This is a genomic window from Terrabacter sp. C0L_2, from assembly GCF_036352015.1.
Lineage (GTDB): Bacteria > Actinomycetota > Actinomycetes > Actinomycetales > Dermatophilaceae > Terrabacter > Terrabacter tumescens.
In genome coordinates this window covers 1500595-1520727 of record NZ_CP143557.1, presented here as the reverse complement: position 1 = coordinate 1520727, position 20133 = coordinate 1500595, and the positions used below count along the sequence as shown (strand labels likewise).

The window sequence follows — 20133 nt, the reverse complement described above, 5'->3', positions numbered from 1 at the left end:
TCATCATGTCCACCACTGTCGGCCCGCAGCAGTCCGCCAGCTCGGCCCCACGCTCGCGCGGGGTGGCGCGTGCGCTCCCGGGCCTCGCGCTGGGTGCAGCGGTTTCGGCAGCTGCCCTCGGCTTCAACCGCTGGGTACCCTCGCTCAGCCCGCTGCTCGTGGCGATCGTCGTCGGCGCCACCCTCGCCAACACGGGCCGGGTCGGTGCCCGCCTCGAGCCGGGACTCGCGGTGGCGTCCAGACGACTGCTCCGGCTCGGCGTCGCCCTGCTCGGGCTCCAGCTGGCTCTCGGCGACGTGCTCCGGCTGGGCTGGGGAGTCATCGCCGCAGTCGTCGCGGTCGTGACCCTCGGGATCGCCGGCGGCGTGGTCGTGGGGCGGCTGCTCGGCCTCAGCCGCTCGCAGACCCTTCTCATCGCCGGCGGCTTCTCGATCTGCGGAGCAGCGGCCGCGGCGGCCGTCGACGGCGTCATCGAGTCGGAGGACGACGAGCTCGTGACGTCGGTCGCTCTCGTCGTGCTCTTCGGGACCGCCATGATCCCGCTGCTCCCCCTGGCCGCTGGATGGATCGGGCTGGCGCCGGTGCAGGCCGGCATGTGGGCCGGGGCCTCGATCCACGAGGTGGCCCAGGTGGTGGCCGCGTCGGACGTCATCGGCAGCAGCGCCTTGGCGGTGGGCGTCGTCGTCAAGCTGGGCCGCGTGCTCATGCTCGCCCCGGTGCTGGCCCTCATCGGCCTCGCTGAGCGGCGGCGCGCGGGCGAGTCCGGCGCAGGGACTTCGGGTGACGGGTCAGCGGCTGAGGAGTCGGCGGGCGGGGGCCGCGGCGGGCGTCCGCCCCTGGTGCCGCTCTTCGTCGTGGGCTTCGTCGCGCTCATGGCGCTGCGCACGACGGGGGTGCTGCCGACCGGCGTGCTCTCGCTGGCGAAGTGGGGTGAGACCGCCCTGCTCACGATTGCCATGTTCGCCCTCGGCACGGGCGTGCGGGTCGCCTCCCTGCGACGAGTCGGACCCCGCCCCTTCGTGCTCGCGGCGGCGACGACCGTGTGGGTGGCCGTGGTCGCGCTCGGCGGCATCCTCCTTGCGACCTGACCCACCCGACTCCACCGTCGAGAGGCCACGAGTGGCCCCCTCCCCCACGTCGAGAGGCCACGAGTCGCCCTGCCTCACACGTCGAAAGGCCAGCTCTCCGGACGAGAGCTGGCCTTTCGACTGGTGATCGAGGGCCAGACGTGGCCTTTCGACGGTTGAGTGGCGAGGCGGGTCAGCCCCAGACGAGCGCCTGGGCCGGGTCGGCCATGATGGCGGCGAGGTCACTGAGGAAGCGGCTGCCGAGCTCGCCGTCGATGAGCCGGTGGTCGAAGCTGACCGCGAGCTGCGTGACGTGGCGGATCGCGATCTCGTCGTTGCCGTCGGCGTCGGTGACGACCCACGGCTGCTTGCGGATCGCGCCGAAGCACACGATCGCCGACTCCCCCGGGTTGATGATCGGGGTGCCGCTGTCGACGCCGAAGACGCCGACGTTGGTGATCGTCATCGTGCCGCCCGACATCTCGGCGGGCTGGGTGCGACCCTCGCGAGCCGTCGCCGTCAGCTGCCCGATGGCCTGCGCCAGCTCGAGCATCGTCATGGCGTGGGCGTCCTTGATGTTCGGGACGATCAGGCCGCGCGGGGTCGCCGCTGCGATGCCGAGGTTGACGTAGTTCTTCTGGACGATCTCCTGGTTGGCCTCGTCCCAGGTGGCGTTCATGCCGGGGTTGCGCCTGACCGCGAGGACGAGCGCCCGGGCGAGCACGAGCAGCGGGGTGACCTTGACGTCCTTGAACTCGCGGCTGCCCTTGAGGCGGTCGACGAGCTCCATCGTCTTCGTGACGTCGATGGTGATCCACTCGGTGACGTGCGGCGCGGTGAAGGCCGATCCGACCATCGCCTGCGCAGTCATCTTGCGCACGCCCTTGATCGGCGTGCGCTCCTCGCGCTCCCCCGCACCGAACGGCATGCGGTATGCCGTCGCGGCCGGGACGGCGGTCGAGTCCGCTTGCGCTGCAGCGCCGTTCATGGACGCGCCACTCGCGTGGTTGGTCACGTCGTCGCGCGTGATGATGCCGTCGACACCTGTCGGGGTGACCGACGCGAGGTCGATGCCGAGGTCCTTGGCGAGCTTGCGGACGGGCGGCTTGGCCTTGGGCCGGCCACCAGCAGGAGCAACGGCCGGGACGGCGGGCGCCGGCGACTCGACGCGCGCGGCCGGGACCACGGGTTCGGCGACCGGGGCCGCCGCGGCGACCTGCTCGGTCTCCGTGCGGGCAGCAGCAACCGGAGCAGCGGCCACCGGTGCGACGGAGCCCTTGCGGGCCCGACGGGCGGTGGCGCCGGCCTTGGCGCCGTAGCCGACGAGGATCGCCTCGGAGGCACCTTCGGCCGGAGCGGCCTTCTCGCCGGGGATGGACGGCGCGACCGCGGGGGCTTCGTCACCGCCCAGGCCGTCGTCGATCGAGATGATCGGCGTGCCGACGTCGATGGTCTGGCCGACCTCGACGAGCAGGTCCTTGACGGTGCCGGCCCACGGGATGGGCAGCTCGACGAGCGACTTGGCCGTCTCGATCTCGAGCACCATGTCGTTGACCTTGACGGTGTCGCCGGGCTTCACCTTCCACTCCACGATCTCGGCCTCGACGAGGCCCTCACCGGGGTCGGGCAGGTTGAACGTCTTGATTGCCATGTGTCGCAGCCCTTCTCAGTACGCGAGCGCGCGGTCGACGCCGTCGAGGATGCGGTCGAGGTCGGGGAGGAACTCCTCCTCCATCCGGCTCGGCGGGTAGGGGATGTTGGCCCCGTTGACGCGGATGACCGGCGCCTCGAGCTCGTAGAAGCACTGCTCGGTGACCTGCGCCGAGATCTCCGACGCCATGCCGAGGAAGCTGCTCGCCTCGTGCACGACGACGAGGCGGCCGGTCTTGCGGACCGACGCGACGATCGTGTCGATGGGGAGCGGCGAGAGCGAGCGCAGGTCGATGACCTCGATGCTCGTGCCCTCCGCCTCGGCGGCGGCCGCCGACTCGAGCATCGTCTTGACGACGGGGCCGTAGCCGACGAGCGTCACGTCGGTGCCCTCGCGCAGCACGTTGGCCTCGAAGAGTCCCCGCGGGGCGCTCGTCAGCGACGTGTCGTACTCGGCGCGGTCGTGGTAGCGGCGCTTCGGCTCGAAGAAGATCACCGGGTCGTCGCACGCGACGGCCTGCTGGATCATCCAGTGGGCGTCCTCGGGGTTGCTGCACGCGACGACGCGCAGGCCCGCGGTGTGGGCGAAGTAGGCCTCGGGGCTCTCGGAGTGGTGCTCCGGGCTGCCGATGCCGCCGCCGAACGGGATGCGGATGACCATCGGGATCTTCACGGCGCCGAGCGCACGGGCGTGCATCTTGGCGACCTGACTGACGATCTGGTCGAAGGCCGGGTAGACGAAGCCGTCGAACTGGATCTCGCAGACGGGGCGGTAGCCGCGCAGGGCCATGCCGACCGCGGTGCCGACGATGCCCGACTCTGCGAGCGGGCTGTCGATCACCCGGTCCTCGCCGAAGTCCTTCTGCAGGCCCTCGGTGATGCGGAAGACGCCGCCGAGCTTGCCGATGTCCTCACCGATGAGCACGACCTTGGGGTCGGCCTCCATGGCCTTGCGCAGGCCGTTGGTGATGCTCTTGCCGAGGGTGACCTTCTCGAGCGCCATCAGTTCGCCTCCTCGAAGCTCGCCTTGTAGGCGAGGTAGGCGGCACGCTCCGCCTCCATGACGGGGTGGTCCTCGGCGTAGACGTGGTCCCACATCGTCTCGCCGGGCATCGTCTCCATCGTGACGCAGCCCTCGCGCAGCTCGGCGGCGAACTGGTCGGCCTCCTCGTCGATGCGGGTGAAGAAGGCCTCGTCCGCCATGCCCTCGTGGGCCAGCAGCGTCTTGAGGCGCAGGATCGGGTCGCGGAACTTCCACTCCTCGACCTCGGCCGAGACGCGGTACTTCGTCGGGTCGTCAGCGGTCGTGTGCGCACCCATGCGGTAGGTGTAGGCCTCGATGAGCAGCGGGCCGTTGCCGTTGCGGGCCTCGTCCAGGCAGTGCTGCGTCACGGCATACGTGGCGAGGATGTCGTTGCCGTCGACGCGGACGCCGGGGAAGCCGAAGCCGCGGGCGCGCTGGAAGAGCGGGATGCGGGTCTGCTTCTCGACGGGCTCGGAGATGGCCCACTGGTTGTTCTGGCAGAAGAAGACGACGGGAGCATCGAAGCTCGCCGCGTAGACGAACGCCTCGTTGACGTCGCCCTGCGAGGAGGCGCCGTCACCGAAGTAGCAGATCACCGCGGTGTCGCGGTCGGGGTCGCCGGTGCCGACGTTGCCGTCCATCCGCACGCCCATCGCGTAGCCGGTGGCGTGCAGCGCCTGGGCCCCGATGACGATCGTGTAGAGGTGGAAGTTGTTCTCCTGCGGGTCCCAGCCGCCCTGGCTGACGCCGCGGAAGAGCTGCAGCGAGCTCTGCGGGTCCATGCCGCGCACGAAGCCGACGCCGTGCTCGCGGTAGGTCGGGAAGACGAAGTCGTGCGGCTTGAGCGCGCGGCCGGAGCCGACCTGGGCGGCCTCCTGGCCGAGCAGGCTGGGCCACAGGCCGAGCTCGCCCTGGCGCTGGAGCGCGTAGCCCTCGGCGTCGAGGCGCCGGATGAGGACGAGGTCGCGGTAGAAGCTCCGCAGGTCCTCGGGCGTCAGGTCCGCGACGTACTTGTCGTAGTCGGGGTGGGACACACGCTGACCTTCGGGGGTCAGCAGCTGGATCATGTCCGGGCCACCGTCGCCGACCGCGGGGGTCGGCTCCTGCAGCTCGGCGACAACCTTGTCGCTCACTGGGGCTCCTTCGCCGGTGAGACCGGCCTACTCGTTCGGCCCGCAAACGGGGGTCACCCGCTCGTCGGCTTCTGGGGGCGCAAGGCCGCCGTTCGTGACGACGGACACGTGCTTGGTCCTCGACCCGGAACTTACCGGAGAGGCCTGCAAATCTCACAATGCGGGACGGGGACGCCCGCGCGAGGTCGTCCCACCCGTGCGACGATGACCGGACCGTCGAGGACAGGGGACCCCGTGGCAGCACCGGACCGCACGAACAGATGGGCCGTCAGCAAGACCTGGCGGTCGCTGCCGCTCCGGACCCGGCGCGAGCTGGTGCTCGCTGCCGTGAAGGGGCACCGACCTCGCACCGACCGCGCGACGTGGACCACGGCCCTCGACTGGGCGCAGCTCTACCCCGCCCTGGCCGGGTGGCGGGTCGTGGGAGCCGCCTGCTTCGTCTGGCTCACGGTCCGAGGGGTCTTCGAGCCGTTCACCTGGCTCGTGGGTGGCTTTGCCTGCTGCCTGCTGGTCGAGGCCGCCTGGACGACGTTCGCGGCCTCCCGGATCCGGCGCAGCCCCGGCCCCGTGGACCCGGACCAGCCTCCGGCGCGCACGGTCGGCAACGCCAGTTCCTGAGCCCCCACGGCCGAGGGCGTATGCCGTGTGGCCGGGGCGGTCTCGACGGCGCGGTCAGCGACGGGTGCCCCAGCTCCAGGCCGGGGTGCTGAGCAGGCCCTGACCCTGCACGAACGTCTCGCCGAGGTCCTTGACGAGGGTGATGCCTCGGGCGGGCGAAGCGAGCCCCACCGGGAGGTCGTCGTCCTCGTCGTCCGGGTCGACGACGCCGAGCTCGCGGATCAGGGCGTTGGAGTGGGAGACGACCATGACCTGGCTGCGCTCGGCCGCGGCGCGGATGAGGCGCGCCAAGGGCGCCAGCAGCTCGGGGTGGAGCGAGGTCTCGGGCTCGTTGAGCACCATGAGCGGCGGCGGGTCGGGCGTCAGCAGGGCCGCGACGAGGAGCAGGTAGCGCAGGGTGCCGTCGGAGAGCTCGGCTCCCGCGAGCGGACGCAGCATGCCCGGCTGGTGCAGCGCCACGTCGAAGCGGCCACCGTCGACGGTCACCTCGAGGATCGCGCCGTCGAAGGCGTCGGCGACGGCGCGGTCGAGCTCGGACCGGCCGTTCTCGCGGATCGTCTGGAGCGCCGCCGCGAGGTCGCGACCGTCGTCGGCGAGCACCGGGGTGCGGGTGCCGACCTGGGGCGTGCGGGCCGGCGCGCCGGCGTCGGCCCGGAAGCCGTCGTAGAAGCGCCAGCCCCGGATCATCCGACGGACACGGAGCAGCTCGGGCGCCCGCTCGGGGTCGGCGAGCTCGGTCAGCATGCTCTCCCACGGGCGCAGGGACCGGGTGAGCTCGGTCCACCCCGGACGTACCGTGCGGGAGCCGCCGCCGGGGGCTCGACCCAGGACTCCGGCCGGATCCTTGTAGGCCGCCAGCGAGCCGGTCCGCGAGCCGGGCTGCTCCACAGGGTCGGACTCCCACTCCGACGCACCGTCGTCCTCGCCGGCCCCGCCCCACTCCGAGCCCCAGCCGTCGTCGTCGGCGCTCGTCGCGCGGGTCTCGACGACGCCCCAGCGGCGCCGCACGAGGACGGACGCCGGCCGCATGACGGGACCGGCCCACACGACCTCGCGCTTGATCTCGGGGTCGCGCAGGAAGGCCGACGGCGAGCCGGCGTCGCTACCCGACGCCTGCTGCGGCAGGCCGAGGTCGACGAGGTAGCCGAAGTCGTCGGAGGCGAAGCCGAGCTGGAGGCTGATCGGGCCCTTGCGCCGGGTGCCCTGCACGGCGTGGCCACGGTCGCGCGCGCCGCCGAGCGTGGCCGGGCCGGCCCAGAGCGCGGACTGCAGACCGCCCTCGCGCGCGAGCGTGCCGATGACGTCGCCCCGACCGCAGCCGGCGAGCAGCCGCAGCGACCGGTAGAGGCTCGACTTGCCGCTGCCGTTGGCTCCGGTGACGACGTCGAGGCCGTGCAGCGGGACCACGACGTCACGCAGGGAGCGGTAGCCGGACACGGCGACGGCGGTGAGCATGCCCCGAAGGTAGGCGCCGGCGCCGACACCGGTCCCGATGTCGCCGGACGCCTCCCCGGTCGGCTCGCCGGAGGTGCTGCTGGTCCTCGTCAGGCCGTCGGGCGCCGACGGACCAGGGTGACGAGCATGGCGACGACGGCGAGCGCGCCGAGAGCCGCGGCAGCGGGCACGAAGAACGCGACGAGGGTGCGCTCGAACTCCAGCTGCCCGATCTCGCGGGTGGACGCCCACCCGAACGAGGCGGGCTCGCTGCGGGCGAGCACGACGGCGATCACCACGGTGGCCGCCGCGGCGAGGACTGCGGCGACCACCGCGGCTGCCGCCGGCCCTCGCGTGGCATGCGGTCCGCGACGGGCCGATGTCTCGTGCCCCGCCCACGACACCCACGCCGCAGCCGCCGTGAGCAGCAGCACCATGGCCGCGGCGACGAGCGCGACGCGCCCGGGTGAGCTGCCACCGTTCGCCGAGATCGCCTCGCTCACCCCGCGCACGCGCCCGTCGAACCAGATGCCGACCAGGTGTTCTGCGCCGGCGCCTGTGCGGGACACGAGGTGCTGCGCCGGCCACACCAGGACGGCGCCCAGCAGGACAGCCCCTGCGACGAGCAGCAGCGGGGCGGCTCGGCGGAGCGTCACCAGCACGGTCACGCGCTCGTCTGCGGATCGGCTCGCTCGTCGTCGGCAGCTGACCAGGCCGGCACCTCCTGCAGCGACCAGCGGTTGCCGTCGGGGTCGGTGAAGTAGGCGAAGCGGCCCCAGGGCTGCTCGTCGATCTCGGACACCGCGACGCCTCGCCCGACGAGCTCGGCCCGGATCGCGTCGGCGTCGGCCACGACCATCTGGAGGTTGTCGAGGCCCCCGGGCACGATCTGGGTCAGGCCCTTGCCGATGGCGATCGAGCAGGCCGAGCCGGGCGGCGTCAGCTGGACGAACCGCACCTCGTCGCTCACCGTGTGATCGTGGTCGGCGTTGAAACCGACCCTCTCGACGTAGAATTCCTTGGCCCGGTCGACATCGGTCACGGGCACCGCCACCAGCTCGAGCTTCATATCCATGCTCAGACGGTAGGCGCGGACACCGACACGCGGGGGCGAGCGGCACACGCGAGTTCCGGTTCGCTCCGCGCGGTGCGCCGTGCGTGCCGTGCCGCAACCCGCGGAGGAGGGCGCAGACCGTCAGCCGGGCTGTCGCCGCGGCGGCTCGTCGTCGTCCCTGAACCCCACCGAGGGCGTATGCGTGGAGCCGGGTGACGTGCCCTCGCGCAGGGTCGCGACGGGTCGGGCCACAGGCTGGGCCGCCGGGGCCGGGTCGGCCGGGTCCGTCGGGCGCCGTCCTGCGAGCCGGGCGGCTGCGGCGGACACCCGCGCGGACGCGGCAGTCGCCGGTCCCGGCAGCGCGACCGGCGCGACGACAAGGGCGAGGGCCAGCGCCAGCAGGACGGCCGCGGCCACCTCGAGCCATCCCGCGGCCGTGGTGATGTCGACGAGTCCCGGCTGCAGGCCCAGCGACCGGTCGTCGAACGAGACCCGCTCGAAGACGGACGCCGCCACCGTCGCCAGCGCCAGCGCCAGCCCGACGGCAGCGAGCAGCCGACCCTCGAGTCCGGGGCGGAGGAGCCACGCCGTGACGCCCGCCGCGGCCAGCAGCAGCACGACGACGAGGAGCACGAGCCGCGCCACGGGGTCGGGCTGGGCGAAGGCGTCGAGCGGGACCCCGTCGGAGGTGTAGACGACCTGCCGCCCCCAGGACCAGATGCTCTGCTCGTAGCCCTTGGTGAAGTCCCCGACCTCGGGCACGCGCACGGCGAGGATGCGCGTCGGCCACACCGCGGTGGACGCCGCCAGCAGCACCCCCGAGGCACCGAGCGCGGCGGTGGCCACACGCATACGCCATCGGTCCGGTCGGTCCCACCCGGCGGATGACGCGACGGCACTCGCTCCCCCACTCATCGCGAGCGCCCGAACCTCTCCGGGTCGGTGTCTGCCTTGTCGTCCGAGAATCCGACAGCCGGTCCCGTCGAGGCGGGTGGCCGGACGACCGCGGCTCCGCCTTCCCGGACCACCGGGTCGACCGTTCCGACGGCCATCTCGGGTCGCACGAGCGAGACGAAGGGACGCCACACGACGAGACCGAGGGCAGCGACGAGCAGGCCCGCCGACGCCATCTCGAGGACGCCCACCGGCAGGGTCTCGATGATGACCTGCTCCTCCCCGAACGCGCCGAAAAGGGCGTCGGCCAGCCGGCGCACGAGACCGCCGACCACGGCCGATGCCGTCCACGCCAGTCCGGCGGCGCCGAACACGATGCCCACCGAACCGGCACGGAACGCGTGCGCAGCCACACCGGCCAGCCCCACGGCCAGAGCGATGACGAGGACGACGAGTCCGGCCGTGTTGCTGATCTCGAAGACGTTCGCGTCGCGTGCGACGTCGAGGCCGGGCGTCGAGTCGACGGCGCGCCCCCAGCTCCAGTAGGACTGCTCGAAGGGTGGCAGGTCCGCGCTGGTCGGGACCGTGCCCTTGTCGCGGACCTTCTGTACGGGGAGCACCAGGGTGGGCAGCGCCAGGAGCACCCCGACGAGTCCGACGAGCGAGCCGCTCGCCCTGCCCGGGACGACGTGCTGCCTGAGGTCCCTCACGGTCCTGCCCCTGTCCCGCCCGGCTCGGCCGGCGTGTGCCTCTGTGCCCGCCCCTTGGCGTGCGCCCCGGGTGCCGAGTCTGCACTGCCCGTGCCGTCGACCGCACCGAACGACACGGGTGCGGCCGACAGGTGCTCCCCCGCGGGCCGCAGTCCGGCGGAGCGACCGGAGTCGGTGGGGGTCGACGGGTCGACGTCGTCAGGGCGCGACCTCCCGGGCGGCACGGTGACGTCGCGGTCGACCGGACGCACCGCCGTCAGCGCCAGGAGCACCACGGCCAGCAGCAGGACGACCGCTGCCGCCGTCTCGAGCGAGCCGGCCGAGGTCATCTCGGTGCGCACCGTGAGCCCGGACGCGCCCCGGTCGAGCTCCCCCAGCGAGCGGCCCACCCGGTCGCCCACCGTCGTCAGCACCCGGCCGGCGAGCAGACCGATCGTCACCAGCCCCATCGTGCGACCCCAGGCCACCCGCGGGAAGAACCAGACGACAACGCCCACGAGGGCCGCGGCGAGGAGCAGCACGAGCACGGCCAGGCCCAGCACGTTCCACTGGTCGCGCAGCTCGACGCCCTCGAGGCCGGTCACGCGCACGCGGCCCCAGCTCCACTCCCACTGGCGGGACAGGAGCGAGCCGTGCTCGCGGTCGGCCACCGACATCTCCCACGTCGGGGCGAGCAGCGACGGGACGACGAGCAGGACGCCGAGGAGCGCGACGCAGCCGCTGAGGCGCCGACCGAGCCAACGGCCACGCCTGCCCGTCCACGCCACGTCCGCCACGTCCGCCACGTCCGCCACGTCCGCCATGTCCGCCACGTCCGCGACCTCCGCCCACGACGACCGCCGCGCGTCGGCGCGGCTCAGGCCATTGTCGCCCGGCAAGGCGCGGATGGGCCCGTCAGCGAGGGCCGAAGGCTGCGGCGACCTCGATCAGGCGCGAGTTGGCCTCGACCTCGCCGATCGTGACGCGCACGCCGTCGTCGCCGTACTGCCGCACCGTGAGCCCGGCGTCGGAGCACGCCGTGGAGAACGCCGTCGAGTCGGCGCCCAGCGGGAACCACACGAAGTTCGCGTCGGACTGCGGCAGCCTCCACCCCTGGTCGGCGAGCGCCTGCACGACCCGGTCGCGCTCTGCGACAAGGGACTCCACGCGCTCGTTCAGCTCGTCGAACGCGTCGAGCGAGGCGATGGCCGCGACCTGCGCGACCGAGTTGACCCCGAAGGGCGTGGCCGTCTTGCGCAGGGCAGCGGCGACGGGAGGGTGCGCGACGGCATACCCCACCCGCAGGCCGGCGAGGCCGTACGCCTTGGAGAAGGTGCGCAGGACGACGACGTTGGGACGGTGGCGCCACACGTCGAGCCCGCGCACGGCCTCGGGGTCGCGGACGAACTCGACGTAGGCCTCGTCGACGACGACGATGACATCGTCCGGGACCTTGTCGAGGAACGCCTCGAGCTCGGCCTGGTGCACGCACGGGCCGGTCGGGTTGTTCGGCGTGCACACGAGGATGACGCGGGTGCGGTCGGTGATCGCGGCGAACATCGCGTCGAGGCGGTGGCGGGCCTGCTCGTCGAGCCCCACCATGACCGGCTTGGCACCGGCGAGCTGCGTGACGATCGGGTAGGCCTCGAAGGAGCGCCACGCGAAGACGACCTCGTCGCCGGCGTCGCACGCGGCGTTGACGATCTGCGCCAGCACGGCGACCGAGCCGGTGCCGGTCGCGATGCACTCGGCCGGCACGTCGAGCGCCTTGGCGAGGCGCTCGGTGAGCGCCGTGACGGCCATGTCGGGGTAGCGGTTGACCGTGGTCGCCGCGTCGTCGATGGCGGCGAGCACCGAGGGCAGCGGGCCGTACGGGTTCTCGTTGGACGACAGCTTGTAGGCCGTCACGCCGGCAGGTGCCGCCGCGGGCTTCCCGGGCTTGTAGTCGGGCATCTGCGCGAGCACCTCGCGCAGGCGGACCGTGGTCGCCGACGCCGGCGGGGCGGCATACGCCTCCTGCGGGGTGGCACTCTCGGTCACGCTCTCGGTGGTGTCGCTCATACCGGAACTGTAGAGGCAGTGTCCACGGGAGCGACCGGCCCATGGACGCTCCGCTGACGTGAGGCCCAGTCTGTGGCTAGGCTCACATCGTCGCGTCAGCGCCGCCACGACACCCTGTCTGCTGCCCACTCTCCGAAAGTCCTATCAATGCGCATCGGCATCCTCACCGGGGGCGGGGACTGTCCCGGCCTCAACGCCGTCATCCGCGGCGCGACCCGCGCCGCCGAGGTCACCTACGACAGCACCGTCATCGGCTTCCGCAACGCCTGGCGCGGAGTCATGGACAACGACTACGAGATCCTCGACGTCGACCGGTGCCGCGGCATCCTGCCCCTCGGTGGCACGATCCTCGGCACGTCGCGCGACCAGCCGTTCGCTCACGAGGACGGCCTCAAGCGCGTACGCAAGGCCTACGACCGGCACGGCCTCGACGCGATCATCGGCATCGGCGGCGAGGGCTCCATGGGAGTCGTCAACCGGCTGCACGAGAACGGCTTCCCCGTCATCGGCGTGCCCAAGACGATCGACAACGACATCTCCCTGACGGAGATGACCTTCGGCTTCCAGACGGCCGTGCAGATCTGCACCGACGCCATCGACCGGCTGCACACGACGGCCGAGAGCCACCACCGCGTCCTCGTCGTCGAGGTCATGGGCCGCCACGTCGGCCACATCGCGATCTGGTCGGGCCTGGCCGGCGGCGCCGCCATCACGCTGGTGCCCGAGGAGCCCTTCGACATCGACGAGGTCTGCGAGCGCATCGTCCACCGCCACAAGAAGGGCCGCTTCGCGACGATCGTCGTCGTCGCCGAGGGCGCCCTGCCCAAGGCGGGCACCATGGAGATCCCCGCGCCCGAGATCGACAAGTACGGCCACCAGATCCTCGGCGGCATCGGCTCGATCCTCGCCCGCGAGATCCAGGGCCGCACCGGCATCGAGAGCCGCATGACGGCGCTCGGCCACATCCAGCGCGGCGGGTCGCCCGTCGCCTTCGACCGCGTGCTCGGCACCCGGTTCGGCGTCGCTGCGGTCGAGGCCGCCCTCGACGGCGCCTGGGGCCAGATGGTCGCGCTGCAGAGGGGTCACATCGAGCGCGTGCCCCTCGCCGACGCCGTCGGCACGCTCAAGACGGTCGAGCCGGACCTGCTGCGGCTCAACGCGATGTTCCAGCCGCGCATCCCCGGCGACGAGCACCCCGGTCTTCCCGCCGACGCGCCCACCCCCGTGGAACACTGAGCGCATGCTCCTCAACTTCGCGCTGCAGACGGTGATCAACGCCGTCGCCCTGTGGGTGGCCGCGTGGGCCATCCCCGGCATCACCTTCGGCGGCGACACCACGGGTCAGGTCGTCAAGACGGTCGTCATCGTCGCCCTGATCTTCGGCATCGTGAACGCCTTCATCAAGCCGCTGCTCAAGCTGATCTCGCTGCCGCTGATCATCCTGACGCTGGGGCTGTTCGTCTTCATCGTCAACGCCCTGATGCTCGAGCTGACGTCGTGGCTGGCCGGCAAGTTCGACCTCGCCTTCCACGTCGACCACTTCTTCTGGGACGCCGTCTTCGGCGCGCTCATCGTCACCTTCGTGTCGATGATCCTCAGCTTCATCAAGACCGACTGAGGTCCCCTCCGTCGCTCGCAGACGTTGAATGCCGTGAGCCCGCCTTCCGTCCGGAAGGCGGGCTCACGGCATACGACCCTTCTCAGACGAGTGGGCGTCAGAGCAGCGGGCGCTGGAGCGCGAAGCGCAACGGCTGGCCGGGCCGCGCCTGCGCGGCGAGCGGCACGTCGTCGGGGTGCACGACGGCGACGACGGGATAGCCGCCGGTGACCGGGTGGTCGGCGAGGAAGATGACCGGGCGACCGTCCGGCGGCACCTGCACGGCGCCCTCGACGATGCCCTCGGACGGCAGCTCGCGGGTGCGCTGCCGCGTCAGGGCGGGGCCCTCGAGCCGAAGCCCGATCCGGTCGGACGCGGAGGTCACCTCGTAGGCGGCGCGGCCCAGGCGGGTGAGCGAGTCGTCGGTGAACCAGTCGGCGCGCGGACCCGGGACGGCACGCAGCACGACCTCGTCGGGGAGGGCCGCGACGGCGGCGTGGTCGACGCCCGGCATGGGACCCGCGGGCCGGCCCAGCTCGACGGTGTCGCCGTCACGCAACGGGGCCGGGCCCAGGCGCGAGAGCAGGTCGGTGGCAGCCGACCCGAGCACGAGCTCGCACGCGACCCCGCCGCGCAGCGCCAGGTAGGTGCGCACGCCGCGGGTCGGCATCCCCAGCTCGAGCACCTGACCCGCCCTGACGGTGATGGGCGTGCAGCCGGCGTGCGCGCGGCCGTCGACGCACACCGGGGCCGGGGCGCCGGTGACGGCGACCGTGGCCGCCTCGGCGAAGCGCAGGACCAGACCGCCGAAGGTCGTCTCGAGCGCCGGCGCGCCCTCCGGGTTGCCGACGAGCCGGTTGGCGAGGCGCAGGCTCGGACGGTCGACGGCGCCGGAGCGACCGACGCCCAGGTGCGCGAGTCCGGGACGGCCGAGGTCCTGGAGCGTCGTCAGCGGCCCGGCCCGCAGCACCTCGATCACGGGTCGCGCCTGGTGAAGCGCACCCGGGTGCCCGGGGCGAGCAGGGCCGGCGGCTCGCGGTCGAGGTCCCACAACGGCGCCGCGGTGCGACCGATGAGCTGCCAGCCTCCCGGCCCCTCCTGCGGGTAGATGCCGGTGAACTCGCCTGCCAGGGCGACGGAGCCGCGGGGGACGCGGGTGCGCGGGGTGTCCCGGCGCGGCACGACGAGGGCGGCGTCTCCCCCGACGAGGTAGGCGAAGCCGGGTGCGAAGCCGGTGAACGCCACGCGGTAGGTGGCGGCGCCGTGGCGGCGCACGACCTCCTCCACCGACAGGCCGGACAGGCGCGCCACCTCGTCCAGGTCGTCCCCGTCGTAGGTCACGGCCACCTCGACCTCGCGGTCGGGCCGCTCGTCGTCGGCCGGGCGCACGTCGAGCGACGCCAGCGCCTCGGCGACCCGGCCGTGCGAGGAGGTGTCGTCGAACGTCACGAGCACCGTCCGGGCCGCGGGCACGAGGTCGACGACGCCGGGCAGCGCGCCCCCGGCGCGGGCCTCCTCGAGCGTGCGGTGGAGGGCCATCACCTGGGGCAGGTCGTCGCACTCGACGAGGAGCCCGCGGTGTCCAGCCGCCAGCAGGCGTGTCATCAGGGCACGGCCGTGAACGGGCGGAGCGCGACGCCGGCGTCGTCGACCGCGCGACGCACGGCGAGCGCCATCTCGACGGCGCCGGGGGTGTCACCGTGGATGCAGATCGACTGCGCCGCAACGGAGATCGTGCTCCCGTCGATGGCGACGACCGTGCCTTCGGTGGCCATCTGGACGCAGCGGCGCGCGACGACGTCGGCGTCGTGGATGACGGCCCCCGGCTCACGGCGCGAGACGAGCAGGCCGTCGGGGGTGTAGGCCCGGTCGGCGAAGGCCTCGGCGACCGCGGTCAGACCGTCGGCCTCGGCGCGGACGAGCAGCTCGGAGCCGGCGAGGCCCAGGACCGGCATCGACCGGTCGAAGAGGGCGACCGCCTCGGTGACAGCGCCGGCAGTCACGGGGTTGCTCGCCGCTGCGTTGTAGAGGGCGCCGTGCGGCTTGACGTAGCTGACACGAGCCCCCTCCACGCCCGCGATGCCGTGCAGCGCCGCGATCTGGTAGATCAGCTCGTCGACGAGCTCGGCCGGATCCATCTCGATGTGGCGCCGGCCGAAGCCGGCGAGGTCCCGGTAGCCCACCTGGGCGCCGACCGCTACACCGAGCTGGGCGGCGCGGGCGCACACCCGGCGCAGGATGCTCGGGTCGCCGGCGTGGAAGCCGCAGGCGACGTTGGCGCTCGTGACGACGCGGAGCATGGCCTCGTCGTCGCCGAGGGTCCACCGGCCGAAGCCCTCACCGAGGTCGCTGTTGAGGTCGATGGCGCTCATGGGGCGGACCGTACCGCCGTGCCGACGAGAGGGTCGACCGGGGCCACGGGCGGGGTCGGGCTCATGTCGGCTGCTCCTGACGCCTGGCGATGACGAAGGTGGACACGACCATGGACGACGATAACCGCCGGCGAGCAGCGTGGACCTCTCCACGTTGTTCGAGGGGCTGCAGGCCGAGCTGCGCCCCGGCCTCCCCGGACTGCCCGACGCGCAGGCCGTGCCTCTGGCCGCGCCACGCCCACCGGGGTGTCGGTGGTGAGGGTGTCGGTGCAGGGTCCTACCGTCGTGGCATGCGGTTGCTCCACACCTCCGACTGGCACCTCGGGCGCACGCTCCACGGCGTGAACCTCCACGAGGCGCAGACGGCTGTCCTGGAGCGCATCTGCGAGCTCGTCGAGGACCCTCCCGACGGGGTGCCGATCGACGCCGTGCTCGTCGCCGGTGACGTCTACGACCGCGGCGTGCCGCCCGTCGAGTCGGTGCAGCTCTTCGAGTGGACCCTCTCGCGACTGTCGGAGGTGACGACGGTCGTCGTCACCTCGGGCAACCACGACTCGGCGATCCGCCTCGGCTACGGCGCGGGACTCTTCCGCGACAGCATCCGCATGGTCACCGATCTCGGCCAGCTCGACCTGCCCATGCTGCTCGAGGGCAGCGACGGCGTGCGGGCCGCGGTCTACGGCATCCCCTACCTCGACCCCGACCACGCGCGAGTTGCGCTGGCCGGTGGCAGGGAGCCGCTGCCGCGCTCGCACCAAGCCGTCGTCGGGGCGGCCTGCGACCGCATCCGCGCCGACCTCGCCGACCGTCCGGGTGTGCGCTCGGTCGTGCTGGCGCACGCCTTCGTCGCCGGCGCCGAGCCGAGTGACTCCGAGCGCTCGATCATGGTCGGCGGCGTCGACCGCGTGGCCGGCACCGTCTTCCACGACATCGACTACGCCGCGCTGGGGCACCTCCACGGTCCGCAGGCTCCCGACTCGGCCGAGGGGTCGGTCGTGCGCTACTCCGGCTCGCCGCTGCGCTACTCCTTCTCCGAGCAGGACCAGCAGAAGGTCGTCCTGCTCGTCGACCTCGACGCCTCGGGGCCGGCTCGCGTGACACCCGTCGAGGTCGTGCAGCCGCGCGCGATGGCGACATTACGTGGGTCCCTCGACGAGCTGCTCGAGTCGCCGTCGTTCGCCGCGGCCGAGTCGGCGTGGGTGCGCATCACGGTCACCGACCGGGTGCGACCCGACGCGCTCATGGACCGGCTCAAGTCCCGCTTCCCGCACGCCCTTCAGGTCTTCCACGAGCCCGAGGGCGCCATCGACCGCGGCCGGTCGGGCACGACGGTCGTCAGCGAGCGCGACCCGCGCGAGCTCGGCTCCGACTTCATCGCCTACGTCACCAAGACCGAGGCGAGCGGCGGCGAGGTCGACGTCTTCGAGGCGGGCTTCGAGGCTGCGGTCCGGGCCCAGCACCGCGCCGAGGCGCAGGAGGTGGGCTGACGTGCAGCTGCACCACCTGTCCATGACGGCCATCGGGCCGTATGCCGGCACGGAGGTCATCGACTTCACCACCGTCGGGCGCGCCGGCCTCTTCCTGCTCGAGGGCCCCACGGGCTCGGGCAAGTCGACGATCATCGACGCCATCACCTTCGCGCTCTACGGCAAGGTCGCGCAGGCCTCGGCCGACGTCGAGCGCATCCACTCCCACCACGCCGACCCGCGCACCGTGCCCGTGGTGGTGCTTGTCTTCGAGACCCAGTCGGGGCTCTACCGCGTGCAGCGCACGCCCCGCTTCGAGCGGCCCAAGTCGCGCGGCGAGGGCACGACCGTGCAGCAGCCGACCATCAAGCTGTGGCGGCTGCAGACCCCCGACGACCTCGAGGGCGGCGAGCTGCTCTCGACCAACATCGGCGACTGCGACGACGAGATCACCCGCGCCGTCGGCCTGACCCGCGACCAGTTCGTGCAGACGGTGATCCTGCCGCAGGGTGAGTTCGCGACCTTCCTGCGCGCCCGGTCCGAGGACAAGGGCAAGCTCCTCGAGAAGGTCTTCGGCACGGCGTTCTTCCGGCGGGTCCAGGACGAGATCGTCGAGGCGGGCCGCGTCGCCCAGGCCCGGCGGCAGTCGGCCGTCGACGAGATCCGGCTCGCCGTGCACGCCCTCGCCGTCTCGGCCGGTCTCGAGACCGAGCGCCGCGACGTGCTCGAGGCCCTGAGCCGCACCGCCCCCGAGTCCCTCGACGCCGAGCTGGCCCAGGTCGTCGACGAGCTGACGACCCGAGAGCGCCACGCCGGCAAGGCGAGCCGCGAGGCCATCGAGACCCACAAGCAGATGGCCGACATGGTCAGCGACGCGCGGCTGCGCATGCATCGCCGCGAGCGCCTCCTCCAGCTGCAGCAGCAGGAGCACGACCTCGGCAAGCAGGCGGTCGCCTTCCAGCAGCTCGGCGAGGAGGTGGCCCGGGCTCGACAGGCCCGGCCCGTCGCCGGCGCCGTGCGCACCTTGGCCCAGTCCGAGGCCTCGCTCAAGCGGGCCGAGGCGGCGCTGACCCAAGCCCGTGCGCGCGTCGACGCCGCCCTGCGTGACCACGGTCCCGCCGCCCTGCGCGAGGCCGCGGCGCAGGCTCGCGAGGTGGTCGGGTCGCTGACCGGCGCGATCACCCTCGAGGACGCACTGCCCGCCCGCGTCGCACAGCTGAGGCAGCTGCGCGAGCGGCTCGACGGACTGCACCGGTCGGTGACGGCCGTGACGACCGAGCTCGAGGCCCTCCCCCTGACGATCGCGACGCACGAGGAGGCGCTGACCGAGTCCCGACGCGTCGCCGCGCTCCTCGACGGACGCGCGCACGAGGGCGAGCGAGCCAAGGAGAGGCTCGAGGCCGCCGTCGCGCACGAGGCCGCCCTGGCCCGCGTGCCGCGCGCCGAGTCGGTGGCGACGGAGGCCCTGTCGGCGGTCGCGACCGCCGAGACCGCCCTGGCAGGGCTGCGCCGAGCCCGCATCGACGGCATCGCCGGAGAGCTAGGGCTCTCCCTTGTCGCGGGCGACCCGTGCCCCGTGTGCGGGTCGCTCGAACACCCGTCGCCGGCCCACCCGACCCTCGATGCCGTGACCCCCGAGCAGATCGAGTCCGAGGAGGGTAGCGTCGTCCGCCTCCGTGAGCAGGCGGCCCTCGCGGCCGAGGCCCTCGGCAACCTCCGGTCCGAGGTGCGTGAGCTGGCGGCCCGGTGCGACGGGCTCGACGTCGCCACGGCCCGGTCGCGCGCGGAGGACGCGGCCCGCGAGCTCGCGGAGTCCATGCGGGCGCGCGCCGACGTCGAGGCGGGAGCGGCTCGCCTGACCGAGCTGCGCGACCGCGTCGACACCCTCTCCACGCAGGCAGGCCGCCTCGGCGCCGACCTCGCCCGCACCGAGCAGTCGGCCACCGACCTCGAGGGGCGCATCGCCGAGGAGACGTCCGTCGTCGAGATCGCTCGCGACGGTCACCCGAGTGTCACGGCCCGGCGCGACGACCTCGTCGCCCGCGCCGCCCGCATCGACGCCCTCGTCGACGCCCTCGGCCAGCGGGACGTCGCGGCCGCGTCGGTCGCCGAGGACACCGCGGCGCGCGACGCCGACCTCGCCCAGTTCGGCTTCGCCGACGTCGCCGAGTGGATGGCGGCCGACCGTGGCGCCGAGTGGATCAACGCCAAGACCCGCGAGATCGCCGAGTTCGAGCGCGCCTGCACCCAGGTCCGGGCCGGCCTCACCGGCCCCGAGCTCGCCGACGTCCAGCTCGACGCCCTCTTCGACGACATCGAGCAGCTCGAGGCCCTCGCTGCCGCAGCCAAGAAGGAGATGGAGGCCGCGACCAACGAGCACGGCAGCCTCCGCGACCAGGTGACCCGCACCAAGCGACGGGTCACCGACGTGCGCGAGGCGAGGGCTCGCAATGCCGCCGTCATCTCCGAGACCGCCGACGCCGTGCGGGTCAGCCAGCTCGTCGCCGGCAACGGCGACAACCAGCTCAACCTCGACCTCGCCAAGTACGTCCTCATCCGGCGCTTCACCGAGGTGCTCTCGGCGGCCAACGCCGAGCTCGGCCGCTTCTCCGGCGGCCGCTACACCCTCGAGCACACCGACGCGAAGAAGGGCAACGCCAAGTCGGGTCTCGGGGTGCGCGTGCACGACATGCACACCAACCAGGTCCGCGAGGTCGGCACGCTCTCGGGCGGCGAGACCTTCTACGTCTCGCTGTCCCTCGCTCTCGCGCTGGCCGAGGTCGTGCGGGCCGAGTCCGGGGGCGTCGACCTCGGCACGCTCTTCGTCGACGAGGGCTTCGGCACCCTCGACCCCGACGTGCTCGACGACGTCATGCACACCCTCGAGGGACTGCGCGAGGGCGGACGCACCGTCGGCATCGTCAGCCACGTGACGGAGCTGAAGTCCCGGGTCGCCGACCGCATCGAGGTGCTCGTCAAGCCCGACCGCACGAGCACCCTGCGCATCACCGCCTGACCCTCCCGCCCTCCGCCCGACGCGCCCCTCCCGCTCGACTCACTCCCACGTCGAGTGG

General features: G+C 72.9%; 19 protein-coding genes. 6 read left to right on the top strand and 13 right to left on the bottom strand.

Annotated elements, in window-relative coordinates:
- Positions 1-5 precede the first annotated feature (5 nt).
- Positions 6-1088, top strand: a complete 1083-nt coding sequence (locus U5C87_RS07115; protein WP_330475917.1) for a YeiH family protein — start codon at positions 6-8, stop codon at positions 1086-1088.
- Between the two features lie 172 nt (positions 1089-1260).
- On the opposite strand, the gene U5C87_RS07110 is transcribed toward U5C87_RS07115, so the two are convergent.
- From U5C87_RS07110 to pdhA, 3 genes are read right to left on the bottom strand one after another with little or no spacing between them, the layout of a single operon-like run.
- Positions 1261-2718 carry a dihydrolipoamide acetyltransferase family protein gene (locus U5C87_RS07110; protein ID WP_330475916.1) on the bottom strand — a complete coding sequence of 486 codons (1458 nt, stop codon included), beginning with the start codon at positions 2716-2718 and terminating at the stop codon, positions 1261-1263.
- Between the two features lie 15 nt (positions 2719-2733).
- A complete protein-coding gene (locus U5C87_RS07105; RefSeq protein WP_330475915.1) occupies positions 2734-3720 on the bottom strand; it encodes an alpha-ketoacid dehydrogenase subunit beta in 987 nt (328 codons plus the stop codon).
- The gene (pdhA, locus tag U5C87_RS07100; RefSeq protein WP_030200681.1) at positions 3720-4874 is read right to left on the bottom strand and encodes a pyruvate dehydrogenase (acetyl-transferring) E1 component subunit alpha; all 1155 of its coding nucleotides are present in this window, start codon (positions 4872-4874) and stop codon (positions 3720-3722) included. Before pdhA ends, U5C87_RS07105 begins: the two co-directional genes overlap by 1 nt.
- A gap of 234 nt (positions 4875-5108) precedes the next feature.
- On the opposite strand from pdhA, the gene U5C87_RS07095 reads away from it, so the two are divergent.
- A complete protein-coding gene (locus U5C87_RS07095) occupies positions 5109-5492 on the top strand; it encodes a hypothetical protein (RefSeq protein WP_330475914.1) in 384 nt (127 codons plus the stop codon).
- A 54-nt stretch (positions 5493-5546) separates the two neighbouring features.
- On the opposite strand, the gene U5C87_RS07090 is transcribed toward U5C87_RS07095, so the two are convergent.
- The 7 genes from U5C87_RS07090 to hisC form a co-directional block, all read right to left on the bottom strand.
- On the bottom strand, positions 5547-6947 hold the full coding sequence (locus U5C87_RS07090) for an AAA family ATPase (protein WP_330475913.1): 1401 nt from the start codon (positions 6945-6947) through the stop codon (positions 5547-5549).
- A gap of 89 nt (positions 6948-7036) precedes the next feature.
- Positions 7037-7594, bottom strand: a complete 558-nt coding sequence (locus tag U5C87_RS07085) for a hypothetical protein (protein WP_330475912.1) — start codon at positions 7592-7594, stop codon at positions 7037-7039.
- On the bottom strand, positions 7591-8001 hold the full coding sequence (locus U5C87_RS07080; protein ID WP_330475911.1) for a glyoxalase superfamily protein: 411 nt from the start codon (positions 7999-8001) through the stop codon (positions 7591-7593). Before U5C87_RS07080 ends, U5C87_RS07085 begins: the two co-directional genes overlap by 4 nt.
- 120 nt (positions 8002-8121) lie before the next feature.
- A complete protein-coding gene (locus U5C87_RS07075; RefSeq protein ID WP_330475910.1) occupies positions 8122-8832 on the bottom strand; it encodes a hypothetical protein in 711 nt (236 codons plus the stop codon).
- A gap of 59 nt (positions 8833-8891) precedes the next feature.
- On the bottom strand, positions 8892-9584 hold the full coding sequence (locus tag U5C87_RS07070; RefSeq protein ID WP_330475909.1) for a hypothetical protein: 693 nt from the start codon (positions 9582-9584) through the stop codon (positions 8892-8894).
- The gene (locus tag U5C87_RS07065) at positions 9581-10387 is read right to left on the bottom strand and encodes a hypothetical protein (protein ID WP_330475908.1); all 807 of its coding nucleotides are present in this window, start codon (positions 10385-10387) and stop codon (positions 9581-9583) included. Before U5C87_RS07065 ends, U5C87_RS07070 begins: the two co-directional genes overlap by 4 nt.
- Before the next feature lie 91 nt (positions 10388-10478).
- Positions 10479-11624: a histidinol-phosphate transaminase gene (gene hisC, locus U5C87_RS07060; RefSeq protein ID WP_330475907.1), complete on the bottom strand. Its 1146-nt coding sequence runs from the start codon at positions 11622-11624 to the stop codon at positions 10479-10481.
- A 147-nt stretch (positions 11625-11771) separates the two neighbouring features.
- On the opposite strand from hisC, the gene U5C87_RS07055 reads away from it, so the two are divergent.
- Both U5C87_RS07055 and U5C87_RS07050 read left to right on the top strand, forming a co-directional pair.
- On the top strand, positions 11772-12860 hold the full coding sequence (locus tag U5C87_RS07055) for a 6-phosphofructokinase (RefSeq protein ID WP_330475906.1): 1089 nt from the start codon (positions 11772-11774) through the stop codon (positions 12858-12860).
- 4 nt (positions 12861-12864) lie between these two features.
- On the top strand, positions 12865-13242 hold the full coding sequence (locus U5C87_RS07050; RefSeq protein WP_030200652.1) for a phage holin family protein: 378 nt from the start codon (positions 12865-12867) through the stop codon (positions 13240-13242).
- 97 nt (positions 13243-13339) lie between these two features.
- On the opposite strand, the gene U5C87_RS07045 is transcribed toward U5C87_RS07050, so the two are convergent.
- From U5C87_RS07045 to U5C87_RS07035, 3 genes are read right to left on the bottom strand one after another with little or no spacing between them, the layout of a single operon-like run.
- The gene (locus tag U5C87_RS07045) at positions 13340-14200 is read right to left on the bottom strand and encodes a biotin-dependent carboxyltransferase family protein (protein ID WP_330475905.1); all 861 of its coding nucleotides are present in this window, start codon (positions 14198-14200) and stop codon (positions 13340-13342) included.
- The gene (locus U5C87_RS07040; protein WP_330475904.1) at positions 14197-14826 is read right to left on the bottom strand and encodes a 5-oxoprolinase subunit B family protein; all 630 of its coding nucleotides are present in this window, start codon (positions 14824-14826) and stop codon (positions 14197-14199) included. Before U5C87_RS07040 ends, U5C87_RS07045 begins: the two co-directional genes overlap by 4 nt.
- A complete protein-coding gene (locus tag U5C87_RS07035) occupies positions 14826-15593 on the bottom strand; it encodes a LamB/YcsF family protein (protein ID WP_330475903.1) in 768 nt (255 codons plus the stop codon). The genes U5C87_RS07040 and U5C87_RS07035 overlap by 1 nt, the downstream gene beginning before the upstream one ends.
- A 290-nt stretch (positions 15594-15883) precedes the next feature.
- Between U5C87_RS07035 and U5C87_RS07030 the strand changes: the two genes are divergently transcribed.
- Together U5C87_RS07030 and U5C87_RS07025 are read left to right on the top strand one after the other, a co-directional pair.
- Positions 15884-17080: an exonuclease SbcCD subunit D gene (locus U5C87_RS07030; protein ID WP_330475902.1), complete on the top strand. Its 1197-nt coding sequence runs from the start codon at positions 15884-15886 to the stop codon at positions 17078-17080.
- Position 17081: 1 nt separating this feature from the next.
- On the top strand, positions 17082-20075 hold the full coding sequence (locus tag U5C87_RS07025) for an SMC family ATPase (protein ID WP_330475901.1): 2994 nt from the start codon (positions 17082-17084) through the stop codon (positions 20073-20075).
- The last annotated feature ends 58 nt before the right edge of the window (positions 20076-20133 follow it).